At 70.8% G+C, this 16,196-nt stretch carries 13 protein-coding genes; 8 read left to right on the forward strand and 5 right to left on the reverse strand.

Annotated features, from left to right (window positions below):
* Positions 1 to 4: 4 nt before the first annotated feature.
* From PCC79_RS14650 to PCC79_RS14665, 4 genes are read right to left on the reverse strand one after another with little or no spacing between them, the layout of a single operon-like run.
* Positions 5 to 760 (reverse strand): ABC transporter ATP-binding protein, encoded by a 756-nt coding sequence (locus PCC79_RS14650; protein WP_342372244.1) that lies wholly within the window; start codon positions 758 to 760, stop codon positions 5 to 7.
* Positions 757 to 1,803: an iron chelate uptake ABC transporter family permease subunit gene (locus tag PCC79_RS14655; protein ID WP_342372245.1), complete on the reverse strand. Its 1,047-nt coding sequence runs from the start codon at positions 1,801 to 1,803 to the stop codon at positions 757 to 759. Before PCC79_RS14655 ends, PCC79_RS14650 begins: the two co-directional genes overlap by 4 nt.
* The gene (locus tag PCC79_RS14660; protein ID WP_342372246.1) at positions 1,796 to 2,803 is read right to left on the reverse strand and encodes an ABC transporter permease; all 1,008 of its coding nucleotides are present in this window, start codon (positions 2,801 to 2,803) and stop codon (positions 1,796 to 1,798) included. The genes PCC79_RS14655 and PCC79_RS14660 overlap by 8 nt, the downstream gene beginning before the upstream one ends.
* The gene (locus tag PCC79_RS14665) at positions 2,800 to 3,783 is read right to left on the reverse strand and encodes a siderophore ABC transporter substrate-binding protein (protein ID WP_232547349.1); all 984 of its coding nucleotides are present in this window, start codon (positions 3,781 to 3,783) and stop codon (positions 2,800 to 2,802) included. Before PCC79_RS14665 ends, PCC79_RS14660 begins: the two co-directional genes overlap by 4 nt.
* Before the next feature lie 101 nt (positions 3,784 to 3,884).
* Here PCC79_RS14665 and PCC79_RS14670 point away from each other — a divergent pair, with 101 nt between their 5' ends.
* The gene (locus PCC79_RS14670) at positions 3,885 to 4,394 is read left to right on the forward strand and encodes a DUF4112 domain-containing protein (RefSeq protein ID WP_342372247.1); all 510 of its coding nucleotides are present in this window, start codon (positions 3,885 to 3,887) and stop codon (positions 4,392 to 4,394) included.
* Between the two features lie 3 nt (positions 4,395 to 4,397).
* Here PCC79_RS14670 and PCC79_RS14675 read toward each other — a convergent pair whose 3' ends face one another.
* Positions 4,398 to 5,891: an MFS transporter gene (locus PCC79_RS14675; protein WP_342372248.1), complete on the reverse strand. Its 1,494-nt coding sequence runs from the start codon at positions 5,889 to 5,891 to the stop codon at positions 4,398 to 4,400.
* Positions 5,892 to 6,064: 173 nt separating this feature from the next.
* Here PCC79_RS14675 and PCC79_RS14680 point away from each other — a divergent pair, with 173 nt between their 5' ends.
* The 7 genes from PCC79_RS14680 (at position 6,065) to nifJ (ending at position 16,196) form a co-directional block, all read left to right on the forward strand.
* Positions 6,065 to 6,640, forward strand: a complete 576-nt coding sequence (locus PCC79_RS14680) for a GNAT family N-acetyltransferase (protein WP_342372249.1) — start codon at positions 6,065 to 6,067, stop codon at positions 6,638 to 6,640.
* A gap of 45 nt (positions 6,641 to 6,685) precedes the next feature.
* The gene (locus tag PCC79_RS14685; protein WP_269778964.1) at positions 6,686 to 7,813 is read left to right on the forward strand and encodes an L-talarate/galactarate dehydratase; all 1,128 of its coding nucleotides are present in this window, start codon (positions 6,686 to 6,688) and stop codon (positions 7,811 to 7,813) included.
* Positions 7,810 to 8,724, forward strand: a complete 915-nt coding sequence (locus PCC79_RS14690; protein ID WP_342372250.1) for a dihydrodipicolinate synthase family protein — start codon at positions 7,810 to 7,812, stop codon at positions 8,722 to 8,724. Before PCC79_RS14685 ends, PCC79_RS14690 begins: the two co-directional genes overlap by 4 nt.
* Positions 8,721 to 9,596: a 2-hydroxy-3-oxopropionate reductase gene (gene garR / locus PCC79_RS14695; RefSeq protein WP_342372251.1), complete on the forward strand. Its 876-nt coding sequence runs from the start codon at positions 8,721 to 8,723 to the stop codon at positions 9,594 to 9,596. Before PCC79_RS14690 ends, garR begins: the two co-directional genes overlap by 4 nt.
* 10 nt (positions 9,597 to 9,606) lie before the next feature.
* Entirely contained in the window at positions 9,607 to 10,728 is a 1,122-nt protein-coding gene (locus tag PCC79_RS14700; protein WP_342372252.1) for a glycerate kinase, read from the forward strand.
* 69 nt (positions 10,729 to 10,797) lie between these two features.
* Positions 10,798 to 12,429 (forward strand): NAD(P)-binding protein, encoded by a 1,632-nt coding sequence (locus PCC79_RS14705; RefSeq protein ID WP_342372253.1) that lies wholly within the window; start codon positions 10,798 to 10,800, stop codon positions 12,427 to 12,429.
* A 149-nt stretch (positions 12,430 to 12,578) separates the two neighbouring features.
* Positions 12,579 to 16,196, forward strand: a complete 3,618-nt coding sequence (nifJ, locus tag PCC79_RS14710; protein WP_342372254.1) for a pyruvate:ferredoxin (flavodoxin) oxidoreductase — start codon at positions 12,579 to 12,581, stop codon at positions 16,194 to 16,196.

Below are 16,196 nucleotides of genomic sequence, written 5' to 3' on the forward strand. Positions count from 1 at the left end.
GGGCTCAGTAGTAGACGGCCAACCGGCCCCGGGGTCCGTCGATGACCTCGACCGTCGTCTCGAAGACGTCGGTGAGGACCTCGCTGGTCATGATCTCCTCCGGCGTGCCGAACGCGACCACCCGGCCGTCCTTCATGGCGCACAGCCGGTCGGCATACTGGCAGGCGAAGTTGATGTCGTGCAGCACGATCACGATGGTGCGCCCCAGCGTGTGGGCGGCGTCGTGCAGGTGGCGCATCATGGCCACCGAGTGGCGCATGTCGAGGTTGTTGAGGGGTTCGTCCAACAAGACGTACTCCGTGTCCTGCGCCAGCACCATGGCGACGTAGGCCCGTTGCCGCTGCCCGCCGGACAGTTCGTCGAGGTAGCGGCCCTCGAGCCCCGTGAGGTCGAGGAAGGAGATGGCCCGGTCGATGATCTGCTCGTCGGCCGGCGTCAGGCGCCCCTGGGAGTACGGGAAGCGACCGAACCCGACGAGTTGGCGCACCGTCAATCGGGTGATGAAGTGGTTCTCCTGCCGCAGGATCGAGACGATCGTGGCCAGCTCGCGCGAGGGCGTCCGCGCGACGTCGTGCCCGGCGATGCTGATGCTGCCCCCGTCCATGCCCAGCAGGCGGCCCATCATCGTCAGGAGCGTCGACTTGCCGGCCCCGTTGGGGCCGACGAGGGCGATGATGCCGCCCGGCTCAATGGCGAGGTCGACCGGCCCGATGGCCACCTCGCTGGAGTAGCGCTTGATGACGTCCGTGACGCGGATCACAGGCGCCCCTTCCTCACGATCACGAACAGGAACACGGTTCCCCCCACCAGCTCGATGATGACGGACACCACACCCTCGGCCCGGAAGACGTGGTTCATGACGAAGTAGGCACCGCTCAGCACCACGAAGCCGGTCAGCACGGCGACCGGGAAGATGAGGCGGTGGTCGTAGGTGTCGGCCAACTGGTACGACAGCGTCGCCACCAGGAACCCGAGGAAGGTCAGCGGGCCGACCAACGCGGTCGAGATGGCCATCAGGATCGAGACCAGCACGAGCACCGTGATGAGCTCGCGGCGGTGGTTGACCCCGAGGTTGAGGCTGGTCTCCCGGCCAAGCGCCAGCACGTTGAGCCGGTGGGAGCGCAGGTACAACACCCCGGAGACGACGAGGGCCACGGGGACGCCGACGAGCAGGTACTGCGGGTCGGCGTTGCTGACGTTGCCGAACAACCGGGCGGTGAGCACGTCGAACTCGCTCGGGGTCAGCAGACGCTGCATGAAGGAGGAGACCGAGCGCAGGCCGCCGCCGAGGATGATGCCGATCAGCAGCATGATCTGGAGGTTGCCGAAGCGGCCGGTGAGGAGCCAGCCATACAGCAGGGCCGAGAACGCGACCATCACCACGACCTGCAGCACGAACTGCGGCAGCCCCTGCAGGGCGATGATGCCGGTGACGCCGAGGACGTAGACGGCCGTCGTCTGGATCGCGGCGTACAGGGCCTCGAAACCCATGATCGAGGGGGTCAGGATGCGGTTGGTGGTGACGGTCTGGAAGCTGACGGTGGCCACGGCCTGGCAGAGGGCGACCACGCCCATGGTGACGAGATTGGTGGCGCGCAGCTCGGCGATGCGCCAGAACCCGAGCGACCCGACCGGCATGGGGTTGGCCCACGCCAGCAGGCCGAAGCCGAAACCCAGGGCCATCGCCGCGAGCACCACCACGACGACGGTGTAGCGCCGGCGGGCGGCCACGGTGGGCAGCGGGCCGGACGCGGGGGCGTCCGCCGGGCGAGCCGGCGCGGGGCGGGAGAGGACGTCAGCCACGGCGGCGCCGGTGCAGCAGGAGGGCGATGAAGACGACGGCGCCGAGCATGCCGAGGATCAGGGAGACCGGCACCTCGAACGGCATGATGAGGGTGCGGCCCACCAGATCGCAGACGGTGACGATCCCGATGCCGAGCAGGCAGACCCAGGGCAGGTTGCTGCGCAGGTCGTCGCCGCGGATGAGGGAGACGATGTTGGGCACGATGAGGCCGAGGAACGGCAGGTTGCCGACCACGACCGTCACGACGCCGGTGGCGACCGCGATGAGGCCGGTGCCGATGAGCACCATGCGGGGGTAGTTCAGGCCCACGTTGGTGGCGATCTCCTCGCCGAGGCCGGCCACCGTGAAGCGGTCGGCCGCGATGAACACCGCGACGCCGACGAGACCCGTGATCCACAACACCTCGTACTGGCCGCGGATGATGTCGGTGAAGCTGCCCGCGAACCACACGCCGATGATCTGCAGCGAGTTCGTCCGCAGCGCGATGAAGGTCGAGATGGAGCCGACCACCGCGCCCAGCATGATGCCGACGATGGGCACGATGAGGGACGACCGCAGCGTGACGCGGCGCAGGAACGCGAAGAAGATGACGGTGCCCACGAACGACGCCACCACGGCGCCGATCATGCGGGTGGTGAGGCTCGCCTCGGGAGCCACGACCATCACCAACAACAACCCCAGGCCCGCCCACTCCGTGGTGCCCGTCGTGGTGGGCTCGACGAACCGGTTCTGGGTCAACAGCTGCATCACCAGGCCCGACATGGCCATGGCGGCACCGGCCAGCACGAGCGCGATGGTGCGCGGCACCCGGGTGATCGCAAACATCGCGGCACCATCGTCGGCACCCCAGATGTCGTACACCCCGGTGAAGAGGGACGCGACCAGCAGCGCGCCCACGACCAGGATGCCGAGAAGGAGCTTCGGGTCGACGAGGCGGCCCGGCGCCCGTCCCCGGCCCGGCGCCCTCACGGCGCCCGCGGCCGGGGAGGGGACGGTCACGGCTGCGACTCCAGCTGGTCGGCGAGGGTGTTGAAGAACTCCGTGTACGTCTGGATGCCCTCGTTGGTGTAGGTGTCGTTCGGCAGGTAGACGACGTTGCCCTCCGTGATGGCGGTCACGTTCGCCAACGCCTCCGAGCCCTCGAGCACCTGGCTGGCCGGCTGGTAGCTCGCGTCGTCGGCGGCCACGGCGGCGTCACGGTCCAGGACGAGGATCAGGCCCGGGTTCGAGGCCGCGATGGCCTCCACCGAGATGTCGTCACCCTGGTGATCGTCGGTCGCCCCCTCGATCTCGAGGGCCGGCGTGAGGCCGAGGATGTCGAAGACCGGCCCGAGCGTGCGGCCCGCGACGGGGGCGATGTAGCCGATGTTGCCGCCGGAGACGTTGACGGCCATGACCGTCATCGACGGGTCGTAGGCGGCCTCGGCGCGGGCGATGGCGGCGTCGAGGTCGTCGGAGAGCTGCTGGGCCTCGGCCTCCTTGTCGAACACCTGGCCGATCACGCCGACGCCCCGCTTGAGCTCCTCGTCCAGCGGCTCACCGTCGCGCGGGTCGAGGGTGAGGACGGTGGCGTCCGGCACCAGCCGGGCGAAGTCCTCGCCGTACTGGGCGAAGCGCTGGCCGTTGATGATGAGATCGGGCTCGACGGCCACCACGGCCTCGAGGTTGGGCTCGTTGTGGCTGCCGAGGTTGACCACCGACTCGTCGTCCCGGTACGCGATCGTGGTGGGGATCAGGTCGCGGGGCGCGGCGGCCAGCTGGACGCCCCAGTCCGAGAGGGTCTCGAACAGGCGGTTGTCCGTCGCGACCACCGAGGCGGGCGGCACCGCGATGGTGTGCTCCCCGACGTTGTCGCTGACCGTGACGGTGGTCTGGGTCTCGGTGGTGGCGGTGGGCGTCGCGGCAGGAGCGCCACACCCGGCCAGGGCGAGCGCTGCGACCGACAGGGCCAGTACCCTTGCGACAGGGGCGAACGGCATGGAAATCCTCCTGAGGAGTGGTTTAGGTGAGGCTAACCTAACCAAATTCCGTGCGGTTGGCGAACCCGTCCCACCTCCCGGACCCGACCTAGACTGCCGTCGTGCCCGCAGACCCACCACCGCCGCCCGAGCCGCGCCGCGTCTATCCCGACATCGCGATAAGCCGCCGCCTGGCGCGCGTGACGGATGATCTCGTGCGGATCCCCGGCACCGGGATCGGCATCGGGCTGGACGCCCTCGTCGGCCTGGTGCCGGGGATCGGCGATGTCGTCGGCACGGGGTTGTCGGCCGCGATCATGGCGGACGCCGTCCGGCAGCGCGTCCCGTTGCACGTCCTCGCCCGCATGGGGTGGAACCTGCTCGTGGACGCGCTGCTCGGCTTCGTCCCGGTCGTCGGGGACGCCGCCGACGTCCTGCACCGCGCGAACCGGAAGAACTTCCGCCTGCTGGAGCGGTGCGTCATCGAAAACCGCCATGTCGACGCCAGCGCCCGCACCTACGGGGTGCTGGCCGTCGCCATGGTGATCGGCTTCATCGCGGTGGCGCTCGCCCTGGCCGGCCTGCTCATCTGGGGCCTCGTCGCCGGCCTGGGCGCCCTCCTGGGCCGGTGACCCTCAGAACTGACCCGCCGCGATGAGGCGGGTGCGCTCGGCCTGCAGGGACACGTCCTTCTCGTAGTTGCGGTAGAAGACGAACCAGTACAGCGAGTTCAGCACGTACGGCACGCACACGCCCACGAGGATCGTCAGCGGCAGGTTGCCGATCGCCTGGGCGATGACGCCCACCAGCGGCTGGTACACCGTGTTGATGCCGCCCTGGATCAGCGAGAACAGCAGGGCGAACGACGTCGCCGAGAGCTGCTTGGGGCAGACCGAGGAGACCATCGGCAGGACGCAGCCCGAGAAGCCGAACGAGAAGATCAGGCCCATGAGGAAGACCATCACGTAGTAGAGGAAGCTCGGGTCGTTGGTGACGCTCTGCCCCGTTCCGGGCGCGATGTCGTTGTCCCACAGCTGCGCCCAGTACATGGTGAGGGCGATGATCGCGGCGAACGAGACGCCGTAGATCTGGAACAGGATGATGCGGCCCTTGTTGCCGAACCGGCGCACGAACCAGTCACCCGTGAGCCCACCGACGAGCGCCGAGATGGCCATGCCGATCTGCATGACGGTGTTGAGGTAGGCGGCGTTGGTGACACCGAAGCCGAAGTCGCGGGCCCACACCTGGGCCACGAAGTTGAACAGCACCAGCGAGGTCACCAGCAGCAGCATCGGCGCCATGAGCGCGAGCGTCGGGATCTTCATCACCTTGGCCGCGTCCGACCAACGGAACATGCCGGCCTCCGACTTGATCTCGTCGGTGTCGGCCGCGGCGACGCGGTCGGGCTCCTTCACGAAGATGAGGATGAGGATGCCGGAGAGCACCGAGAGGGCGCCCATCGTCATGAACGCCCAGCGCCAGCCCTCGGGGTTGCCGCCGAACTGGCCGAGCAGCGGGGTGATGACGAAACCGACGCCGGCGGACACGCCGCGCACGGTGCCGAACGCCTTGCCCCGTTCGGTGCGCGAGTAGAGCGAGCCGAGCAGGCCGTTGAGGATGGGCTCGGAGGCCACGGTGCCGATCAGCGAGATCGAGTAGATCAACAGCAGGATCGGCCAGTTCGGGGCAAACCCGGCGGCCACCGTCCACAACCCCCACAGGCCGGTGACGACGAACAGGATGCGCTTGCGGCCGAACCGGTCGGCCAGGATGGCCCACAGCGGGCCGAAGATCATGCGCGCGGCCGAGCTCAGGCCGCCCAGCAGGCCGAGCGAGCCGTCGCCCAGGCCGAACGCGACGGTGATCTGGGGGAAGAACGTGCGCGAAACCCCGCCCTCGGAGTTGTCGATGGACTGCGACATGCCCAGCACCACCGTGCCGGCGAGCCGGCCGGCCGGCGGCACGAAGTCGCGCTCGTCCGCGTCGTCGTCGACGTCGACGATGGTCACGCCCTGGGGCGTGGTCGCCGCCATGTCGCCCGTCTCGGGAACCTGGGTGGCGCCGAACGGGTCGCCCGGCGCCCGGAACGCGCTCGGATCGGCGTCGCGGCGATCGTGGTTGTCGGTCATGGAGAACCTCTCTGTTCGTCGTGCGTGCGATGAGTATCACCCTGCGGGGGTCGCCCGCGTCGGCTCCCACGCTCGCTGTTCCCGCGTGTTGCCGCGACGCACGGCAACAACAGCGTTTCAGTGCGCCAGTTGCACCCGCCACGGGGCAGGCGCGGGGGGTCACAATGGGTGCCGTGCCTACCCAGCCCGCCCTGACCGAGCTCACCCACGACGGCGTCGCGGCCTACGTCCACGCCCACCTGGTGTTGCTCGAGACGACCTACGCCCACCTCGTGGGGCCTGACTTCGCGGCACTCCGGTGGGCCGAGCGCGACGAGCGGGTGGCCGGCGTCCGCGCCGACGTCGCCGAGGCGGCGGACGCCCGCGCCGCCGGACGCGCCCCGCTGCGCAGGCACCTCGTCGCGACGAACGCGCACGGCACCGTGGTGGGCGTGGCCTGCGTCGCGTCCGAGGTGGGCGCGTGGGAGCAGCCCCACCTCGGCGACGCCTGGGTGCCGCCGGCGACGCCGCTTAACCTGGCGCACCTCTACCTCATGCCGGGCACGCACGGCACCGGCCTCGCGCAACGGCTGCTGGACGCCGCCCTCCCCGGCGGCGCGGCGGCCCACCTGTGGGTGATGACCGACAATGCGCGCGCCGTGGCGTTCTACACCCGCCACGGCTTCGTCACCGAGCTCGGGCCGGTCAGCTCGGGCGAGACGTGGGGCCGCATCCCGATGGTCCGGATGACACGCCCGCAGCTTGTATGACGACTTTGTCGGTCATATGATGCCGGCAGGAGCAAAGGAGCTGTCATGGGCGACACGATCCGCCACATCGCGCTGAGCCACGTGGTCCTCCCCCTGGCCACCGCGATCTCGGACGCCAAGGTGTTCACCGGCCGCCAGAAGCCGATGACCGAGGTGCACTTCCTCTTCGCCGAGATCACCACGGCCGAGGGCCACCGCGGCGTCGGGTTCTCCTACGCCAAGCGCGCCGGCGGGCCCGCGCAGTTCGCGCACGCGGCTCAGGTGGCCGAGGGCCTGCTCGGCGAGGACCCCTCCGACATCGGCCGGCTGAACACCCAGCTGCTGTGGGCGGGGGCGTCCGTGGGCCGCTCGGGCGTCGCGGTGCAGGCGCTGGCCGCGTTCGACGTGGCGCTGTGGGATCTCAAGGCCAAGCGCGCCGGCCTGGCCTTGAGCAAGCTCATCGGCCCCCACCGGGACGCGGTGAGCACGTACAACACCTCGGGCGGCTTCCTCAACACCCCGCTGCCCCAGGTGCTGGAGAACGCCACCGCGTCCGTCGAGGCCGGCATCGGCGGCATCAAGATCAAGGTGGGCCACCCCGACCGGACGGTCGACCTCCAACGGCTCACCGCGATGCGCGAGCACTTGGGCGACACGTTCCCGCTCATGGTCGACGCCAACCAGCAGTGGGACCGCGCCACCGCGATCCGGATGTGCCGCATCTTCGAGGAGTTCAACCTCGTCTGGATCGAGGAGCCGCTGGACGCCTACGACCACGAGGGCCACGCCGACCTCGCCCGCGCGATCCACACCCCCATCGCCACCGGCGAGATGCTCGCCTCGGTCGCCGAGCACGTCAGCCTCATCGACCACCGCTCGTGCGACTACCTCCAGCCGGACGCCCCCCGCGTCGGCGGCATCACCCAGTTCCTCAAGGTCGCCACGCTCGCCGAGCAGGCCGGGCTGGCGCTCGCGCCCCACTTCGCGATGGAGATCCACTGCCACCTGGCCGCCGCCTACCCCGGCGTCGCGTGGGTGGAGCACTTCGACTGGCTCGACCCGCTGTTCAACGAGCGCATGGCCATCGCCGACGGCCGCATGGTCGTCTCCGACCGGCCCGGGCTCGGCGTCACGCTCTCGGACCAGATGCGGGCCTGGACGATCGCCACCGCCTCGTTCGGAGAGCCGGCATGAGCGCGGTGACGGGGGTCATCCCCGCGCTGGTCACGCCGCTGGACGCCGACGGCGAGCTGTTCGAGGCCGGGCTGCGCGACGTCATCGACTTCACGATCGCCGGCGGCGTCCACGGCGTGTTCGTGCTCGGCAGCTCCGGGGAGATCTACGGTCTGTCGGCCGAGCAGAAGCGCCGCGTCGTCGAGATCACCGTGGAGCACGTCGCCGGACGCGTCCCCGTCTACGCTGGCGCGTCGGAGATCACGACGCGCGACTGCATCGCGACCGCCCGCATGGTCGCCGGCATCGGGGGCGTCGCCGGCCTGTCGGTGCTCACGCCCTACTTCATGACGCCCACCCAGGCCGAGCTCGTCGACCACTACACCGCCATCGCGGCCAGCACCGACCTGCCCGTCGTCCTCTACACCAACCCCGGCCGCACCGGCGTCGACCTCGCCCTCGACACCGTGCTCACCCTCGCCGAGCTCGACACCGTCGTCGGCATCAAGGATTCCGGCGGCGATCTGGCCTCCACCCGCGCGCTGGTGGCCGCCCGCCCGCCGGGCTTCGCGGTGATCATGGGCCGCGACACCCTCATCCTGGACGCCCTGCGTGCCGGTGCCGACGGGGCCATCGCGTCCACCGCCAACATCGCCCCCCACGTCGTCGCGGGCATCTACGACGCCTTCGTCGCCGGCGATCTGGCGCGAGCCCAGGCCCTGCAGGACGCCCTCACCCCGCTGCGCCACCTCGTCGACAAGGCCACGTTCCCCGTCGTGCTCAAGGAGGGCCTGCGCCTGGCCGGCATCGACGCCGGGTGGTGCTTCGCGCCCGCCCGCGCGCTGGGCGAGCCCTGGCGCACGCAGCTCGCCGAGGTCGTGGCCGCCCTCGGCGCGCTGGCGAAGGACCCCGGACAGAAGGAGACATCGTGAAGGTCGGATTCATCGGGCTCGGCATCATGGGGCGCCCCATGGCGCTCAACCTCATCGAGGCGGGCCACGAGCTGGTCGTGCTTGGCGGCCGCACGGGCTCGGACGCCCTCGCCGACGCCGGCGCGAGCACCCGCGCCACGCCGCGCGCGGTCGCCGAAGCCGTCGAGCTGCTCATCACGATGCTGCCCAACTCCCCCGACGTGGAGGAGGTCGTCCTCGGCGAGAACGGGGTGATCGAGGGCGCCCACGACGGGCTGGTCGTGGTGGACGCCAGCTCGATCGCCCCGGCGTCCGCCCGCGCCGTGCACGACGCGCTCGCCGAGCGGGGCGTCGCGATGCTGGACGCCCCGGTCTCCGGCGGGGAGCCCAAGGCCGTCGACGGCACGCTGGCGTTCATGGTGGGCGGCGACGCGGCGGTGTTCGAGGCCGTCACGCCCCTGCTGGAGGTGATGGGGGCCTCGGTGACCCACGTCGGCGCGATTGGCGCCGGCAACATCACCAAGCTCGCCAACCAGGCGATCGTCGCGGTCAACATCGCGGTGGCCGCCGAGGCGATGACACTGGCGGCCCGCTCCGGCGTCGACCCCCAAGCCGTCTACGCGGCGATCCGCGGCGGCCTGGCCGGCTCCACGGTGTTGGACGCCAAGGTGCCGCTCATGCTGGAGCGCCGCTTCGACCCGGGCTTCCGCATCGCCCTGCACATCAAGGATCTCGACAACGTGCTCGACGCCGGCCATGCCGCCGCCTCGCCCCTGCCGCTGACCGCCGCCGTGCGCGAGATGATGACGACGCTGGCGGCCGGCGGTCACGCCGGGGAGGACCACAGCGCCCTGCTGCGCCACTACGAGAAGCTCACCGGCGAAGCTTGGTGAAGGTCGTGTGGTGAAGGTCGTCTGCGCCCCCGACTCCTTCAAGGAGTCGATGACCGCCGCCCACGCCGCGGCGGCCATGGCGGCCGGCGTCCGCGCCGCCCGCCCCGACACCATCGTCGTCGAGGTGCCGCTGTCGGACGGTGGCGAGGGCTTCGTCGCCGCGCTCGCGGCCGGGCTGGGCGCCGACCTCCGCCACCTGACCGTTCCCGACGCGCTCGGGCGCCCCACCCGTGCCGCCTGGGCGCTCGCGGGCGACCTGGCCGTCATCGAGGTCGCCCAGGCGGTCGGGCTGGAGTCCATCGCCCCGGCCGAGCGGGACGTCCGCCAGGCCACGACCGTGGGCGTCGGAGAGCTCATCGGCGCGGCCCTGGACGCCGGCGCCCGACGCCTCGTCATCGGGTTGGGCGGTTCGGCCACCAACGACGGCGGCGCCGGTCTGCTGCACGCGCTCGGCGTCCGCTTCCGCGCCGCCGACGGCACCAAGCTCGCCCCCACCCCCGCCGCGCTGGCGCACCTGACATCCGTCGACACCACGGGCCTCGACCCCCGCCTGGCCGAGGTCACCCTGGAGGCCGCCTGCGACGTCACCCATCCCCTGTGCGGGCCGGACGGCGCCTCGGCGGTCTTCGGCCCGCAGAAGGGGGCCGACGCCGGCGACGTCGCGTTCCTCGATGGCGTGCTCGCCCGCGTGTCTGCCGCGCTGGCCCCGGCCGAGGCCCACCGGCCCGGAGCCGGCGCCGCGGGCGGCCTGGGCTGGGCGCTGCTGGCGCTGGGCGCGACGGTCCGGCCCGGCTTCGACGTCGTCGCCGACGCCGTGGGGCTGGACGCCGCGCTCACCGACGCCGACCTCGTCCTCACTGGCGAGGGCTCCGTGGACGCCCAGACCCTGGCCGGCAAGGCCCCCGCCGGCGTCGCGCGGCTGGCCGCCGCCCACGGCGTCCCGGTGGTGCTCTTCGGCGGCCGCCTCGCGCCCGACGCCGCAGCCCTGCTGGGCGCCGGCGTCCACCGCCTGGTGTGCATCACGCCCGAGGGAACCGCCCTTGCCACCGCCTTGGCACGGGGGCCGGAGCACCTCGCCGCCGCCGCCGCGGAGGTGATGTCGGGCATCGCCGGGGACGCCGCACAAAGCTGATCGGTGGGGGGTATCGTGCGAGGGACACCCACCGCGACGCTGCGCAGAACCCACCGGAGGGACCCACCCATGGATGCACCCACGAGCCGCAACCTGACCCACCTGCCGAACCTGGACACCGCGCAGGGTCGGGTGGGCCCGGTGCGGGTGCGGATGCCGATCTATGTGGATCTGCTGCCGCCGTGCAACCACGCGTGCCCGGCCGGGGAGAACATCCAGGAATGGCTGCGCCTCGTCAAGGCGAAGCAGGACGAGGAGGCGTGGCGCGAGCTGACGCGCAACAACCCGTTCCCCGCCATCCACGGCCGCGTCTGCTACCACCCGTGCGAGACGGCCTGCAACCGCATCGAGCTCGACGGGGCGGTGTCGATCCACTCCGTCGAGCGCTACCTCGGCGACCTCGCCATCGAGAACAACTGGCAGTTCACCGCGCCCACCCGGCGCACCGGGCGCCGCGTCCTCGTGATTGGCGCCGGGCCGTCCGGGCTGTCGGCCGCCTACCAGCTCGCGATGCTGGGCCACGAGGTCGAGATCCACGACTCCTCCGACGCCCCCGGCGGCATGATGCGCTACGGCATCCCGGAGTACCGCCTGCCCCGCGACGTCCTCGACGCCGAGGTCGCCCGCATCGTCGAGCTGGGCGTGACCATCGTGCAGAACCACACGGTCACCGACCTGCTGGCCGAGCAGGAGAAGGGCCACTTCGACGCCGTCTTCGTCGCGATCGGGGCGCACCTGTCCAAGCGCGTCGACATCCCCACCATGGACGCCGGCAAGATCGTCGACGCCGTCGGCTTCCTGCGCGACGTCGCCTCCGGCACCAAGCCCGTCATCGGCCGCCGCGTGGCGGTCTACGGCGGCGGCAACACCGCGATGGACGCCGCCCGCGTGGCCCGCCGGCTGGGCGCGGAGGAGTCGATCATCGTCTACCGGCGCACCCAGGAGCAGATGCCGGCGCACGCCGACGAGCACGACGAGGCCGTCCGCGAGGGCGTCAAGATGAACTGGCTGCGCACGATCACCGAAGTGGACGCCGGCGCCATGCAGGTCGAGATCATGGAGCTCGACGAGAACGGCAAGGCCCGCGGCACGGGCCGCTTCGAGTCCCTCGAGGCCGACACCGTGATCCTCGCCCTCGGCCAGGAGGCCGACTCCGGCTTCCTCCAGGCGATCCCCGGCATGCGGTTCGACGGCGATGTCGTCACCGTCGACACCACGACGCTCATGACCGATGTGCCCGGCATCTTCGCCGGCGGCGACGCGGTGCCCTCGGAGCGGACCGTGACCGTCGGCGTCGGCCACGGCAAGAAGGCCGCGCGCATGATCGACCTGTGGCTGCAGAGCCGCCCGCACGTGTCGCGCGAGAAGAACGACATCGCGACGTTCGAGAAGCTGAACCTCTGGTACTGGGGAGACAACCGGCGCAGCACCCAGCCCGAGCTGGCCGTTGAACACCGGCAGAACTTCGACGAAATCGTGGGTGGCCTGGCGCCCGACGAGGCGCGCACCGAGGCGTGGCGCTGCCTGTCGTGCGGCAACTGCATCGAGTGCGACGGCTGCCTGGGCTCCTGCCCGGAGGACGCGGTGATCAAGCTCGGCAAGGGCCTGCGCTACCGCTACGACTACGCCAAGTGCACCGGCTGCGGCACCTGCTACGAGCAGTGCCCGGTCCACGCCATCGAGATGGTCGCCGAGCGCTGAGCCGCGCGGACGCCAGAAGAGGGAGCGCAACCATGACAATCGAGGACGCAGCAGCGCGAGCGGAGCGAGCACCAGCCCCGCCGGCGAGGCGTGAGGATGTGCCAGCGCGAGCGGAGCGAGCACCAGCCCCGCCGGCGAGGCGTGAGGATGTGCCAGCGCGAGCGGAGCGAGCACCAGCCCCGCCGGCGAGGCGTGACATTATCGACGGGAACGAGGCCGCGGTCTCGGTGGCCTACCGGCTCAACGAGCTGTGTTCGATCTACCCCATCACCCCCAGCTCGACCATGGCCGAGCTCGCGGACGAGTGGTCCTCGCGCGACCGCGCGAACGTGTGGGGCACGGTGCCCACCGTGATCGAGATGCAGTCCGAGGGCGGGGCGGCGGGCGCGCTGCACGGCGCACTGCAGGGCGGCGCGATGTCGACGACGTTCACGGCGTCCCAGGGCCTGTTGTTGATGATCCCGAGCATGTACAAGATCGCCGGCGAGCTCACCTCGACGACGTTCCACGTCGCGGCCCGCTCGCTGGCCACGCAGGGGCTGAGCATCTTCGGCGACCACCAGGACGTGATGGCGGTGCGGCAGACCGGCTTCGCGCTGCTCAGCTCGGCCTCGGTGCAGGAGAGCCACGACATGGCGGCGATTGCCCAGCTGTCGACGCTGCGCAGCCGGGTGCCGTTCCTGCACTTCTTCGACGGCTTCCGCACCAGCCACGAGCTGAACACGCTGACGATGCTCTCCGACGACGACCTGCGCACCTACGTGCCGCACGACCTCGTCCGCGCCCACCGCGACCGGGCGCTGAGCCCCGAGCACCCCTACATTCGCGGCACGGCGCAGAACCCGGACACCTACTTCCAGTCCCGCGAGACCTCCAACAGCTTCTACCTCGAGGTGCCCGGGGTGGTGCGCCGGGCGATGGACGAGTTTGCCGCGCTCACCGGACGCTCCTACGGGCTGGTGGAATACCACGGCGACCCCGAGGCCACCCACGTGCTCATCGTGATGGGCTCGGGCGCCCAGACCTGCCACCAGGCGATCGACCACCTGACGGCCCAGGGCGAGAAGGTCGGCGTCCTGCAGATCCGGCTCTACCGCCCGTTCCCGGTCGCCGAGCTGCTGGCCGCGCTGCCGGCGTCCGTGGAACGCATCGCCGTGCTCGACCGGACGAAGGAGCCCGGCGCCGGAGGCGAGCCGCTGTTCCTCGACGTCACCTCCGCGCTGGCCGAGGCCGTCTCGAACGGCGAGCGGGCCTCGCTGCCGCTGGTGATCGGCGGGCGCTACGGGTTGTCGAGCAAGGAGTTCACCCCGGCCATGGTGGTCGGCATCGTCGAGGAGCTGCAGCGCGAGAAGCCCAAGCCGCGCTTCACCGTGGGCATCACCGACGACGTCACGAACCTGTCGATCGAGTACCCGGCCGACCTCGACGTGGAATCCCCCGAGACCCACCGCGCCGTGTTCTACGGCATCGGCTCGGACGGCACCGTCGGCGCCAACAAGAACACCATCAAGATCCTCGGCGGCCAGGAGGGCACCTACGCCCAGGGCTACTTCGTCTACGACTCGAAGAAGTCGGGCAGCCGGACGGTCAGCCACCTCCGGTTCGGTCCGGAGCCCATCACGGCGCCCTACCTGGTGAAGGAGGCCGGCTTCATCGGCGTCCACCACCTGTCGATCCTGGAGCGCGTCGACGTGCTGCGCACCGCGCGGCGCGGCACCGTCGTGCTGCTCAACACCCCGTTCGCGCCCGAGGAGGTGTTCGCGCACCTGCCCGAGCCGATGCAGCGGCGCATCATCGAGCTGGAGCTGGAGCTCTACACGATCGACGCCAACGCCGTCTCGCGGGCCGCCGGCATGGGCAACCGCACCAACACCGTGCTGCAGACCTGCTTCTTCGCGATCAGCCGCGTCATGCCGCGCGAGGAGGCCATCGCCGCGGTCAAGGCGTCCATCGAGAAGACCTACGGCCGCCGCGGCGCCGACGTGGTGAAGAAGAACCATGCGGCGGTGGACGCCGCGATCGAGCACCTGCACCGGGTGGAGGTGCCGGACGCGGTGGCGTCCGACAAGGGCCTCATCGCGCCCGTGCCATACCATGCGCCCGACTTCGTGCGCCGCGTCACGGCCAAGATGCTGCTCGACGAGGGCGACGACCTGCCCGTCTCGGCGCTGCCGGTGGACGGCACCTACCCGAGCGGCACGACGCAGTACGAGAAGCGCAACATCTCCGACATCGTGGCGGTGTGGGATCCGGAGACCTGCATCCAGTGCGGCAACTGCAGCTTCGTCTGCCCTCACGCCGTGCTGCGCGCCAAGTACTACCCCGAGCCGGCGCTGGACGGCGCACCGTCGACGTTCCAGACCGCCGAGCTCAACGCCGCCGGCCTGCCGGGCGCGAAGTACACCCTGCAGGTCTACGCGGAGGACTGCACAGGCTGCGGGCTGTGCGTGGAGTCGTGCCCGGTGAAGGTGGTGGGCCCCGCGGCCGGCACCGGCGGGGAGCGCAAGGCCATCAACCTGGCGCCGGTGCTCGACCGGGAGCCGACGAAGCAGAACGTGGCCTTCTTCGAGGCGATCCCCGTGAACCGGCGCAGCCGCGTCGACTTCGCCCAGGTGCGCGGCGTGCAGTACCTCGAGCCCTTGTTCGAGTTCTCGGGGGCGTGCACGGGCTGCGGCGAGACGCCGTACCTGAAGTTGTTGTCGCAGCTGTTCGGGGGGCGGGCGTCCATCGCGAACGCGACGGGTTGCTCGTCCATCTACGGCGGCAACCTGCCGACGACGCCGTGGGCGCGCAACAAGTACGGCCGCGGGCCCGCCTGGTCGAACTCGCTGTTCGAGGACAACGCGGAGTTCGGGCTCGGCCTGCGCCTGGCGGCCGATCTGCAGACCGATCTCGCGCGGCGCCGGCTGGAGCAGCTGCGCGGCGAGATCGGCGACGATGCGCTGGTCGATGACATCCTCACCGCCGAGCAGCAGTACGAGTCGGACCTCTCGCACCAGCGCTCGCGCGTCGACCAGCTCAAGGAGCGCCTCGACTCTATGACGGGACCGCAGGCGGCTGACCTCCGCTCGGTGGCCGATCACCTGCTGCGCCGCAGCGTGTGGATCGTGGGTGGCGACGGCTGGGCCTACGACATCGGCTCCGGCGGCCTCGACCACGTGCTCGCCTCGGGCCGCAACGTCAACGTGTTGGTGATGGACACCGAGGTGTACTCCAACACCGGCGGGCAGGCGTCCAAGGCGACGCCGATGGGCGCGGTGGCCAAGTTCGCCTCCGCGGGCAAGGAGACGATCGACAAGGACCTGGCGATGCAGGCCATCGCGTACGGCAACGTGTACGTGGCCCGCATCGCGATGGGCGCCGACCCGCAGCAGACGCTCACGGCATTCCGCGAGGCGGAGGCCTACGACGGGCCGTCGCTGATCCTCGCGTACAGCCACTGCATCGCCCACGGCATCGACATGAAGAAGGGCCTCGACCAGCAGTACTTGGCGGTGAACTCTGGCCACTGGCCGCTCATCAGGTTCAACCCGGTGCTGCGCATGGCCGGCAAGAACCCCTTCCTGCTCGACAGCCCGCGGCCGCGGTTCACGCTGGAGCAGTACCAGCGCAACGAGCTGCGGTTCCGGATGTTGAAGAACGTCGACCCCGAGGGCGCCGAGCGCATGCTCGAGTTCGGGCAGGCGCAGGTGGAGCGCCGCTGGCGCGACTACGAAGAGATGGCGACGCGGGGCGCGTCAGAGTTCGCCGCGGATGCGAAGGAGTGA

The sequence above is a fragment of the Propioniciclava soli genome (genome assembly GCF_038502305.1).
In the GTDB taxonomy this organism is placed as follows: Bacteria; Actinomycetota; Actinomycetes; order Propionibacteriales; family Propionibacteriaceae; genus Propioniciclava; species Propioniciclava soli.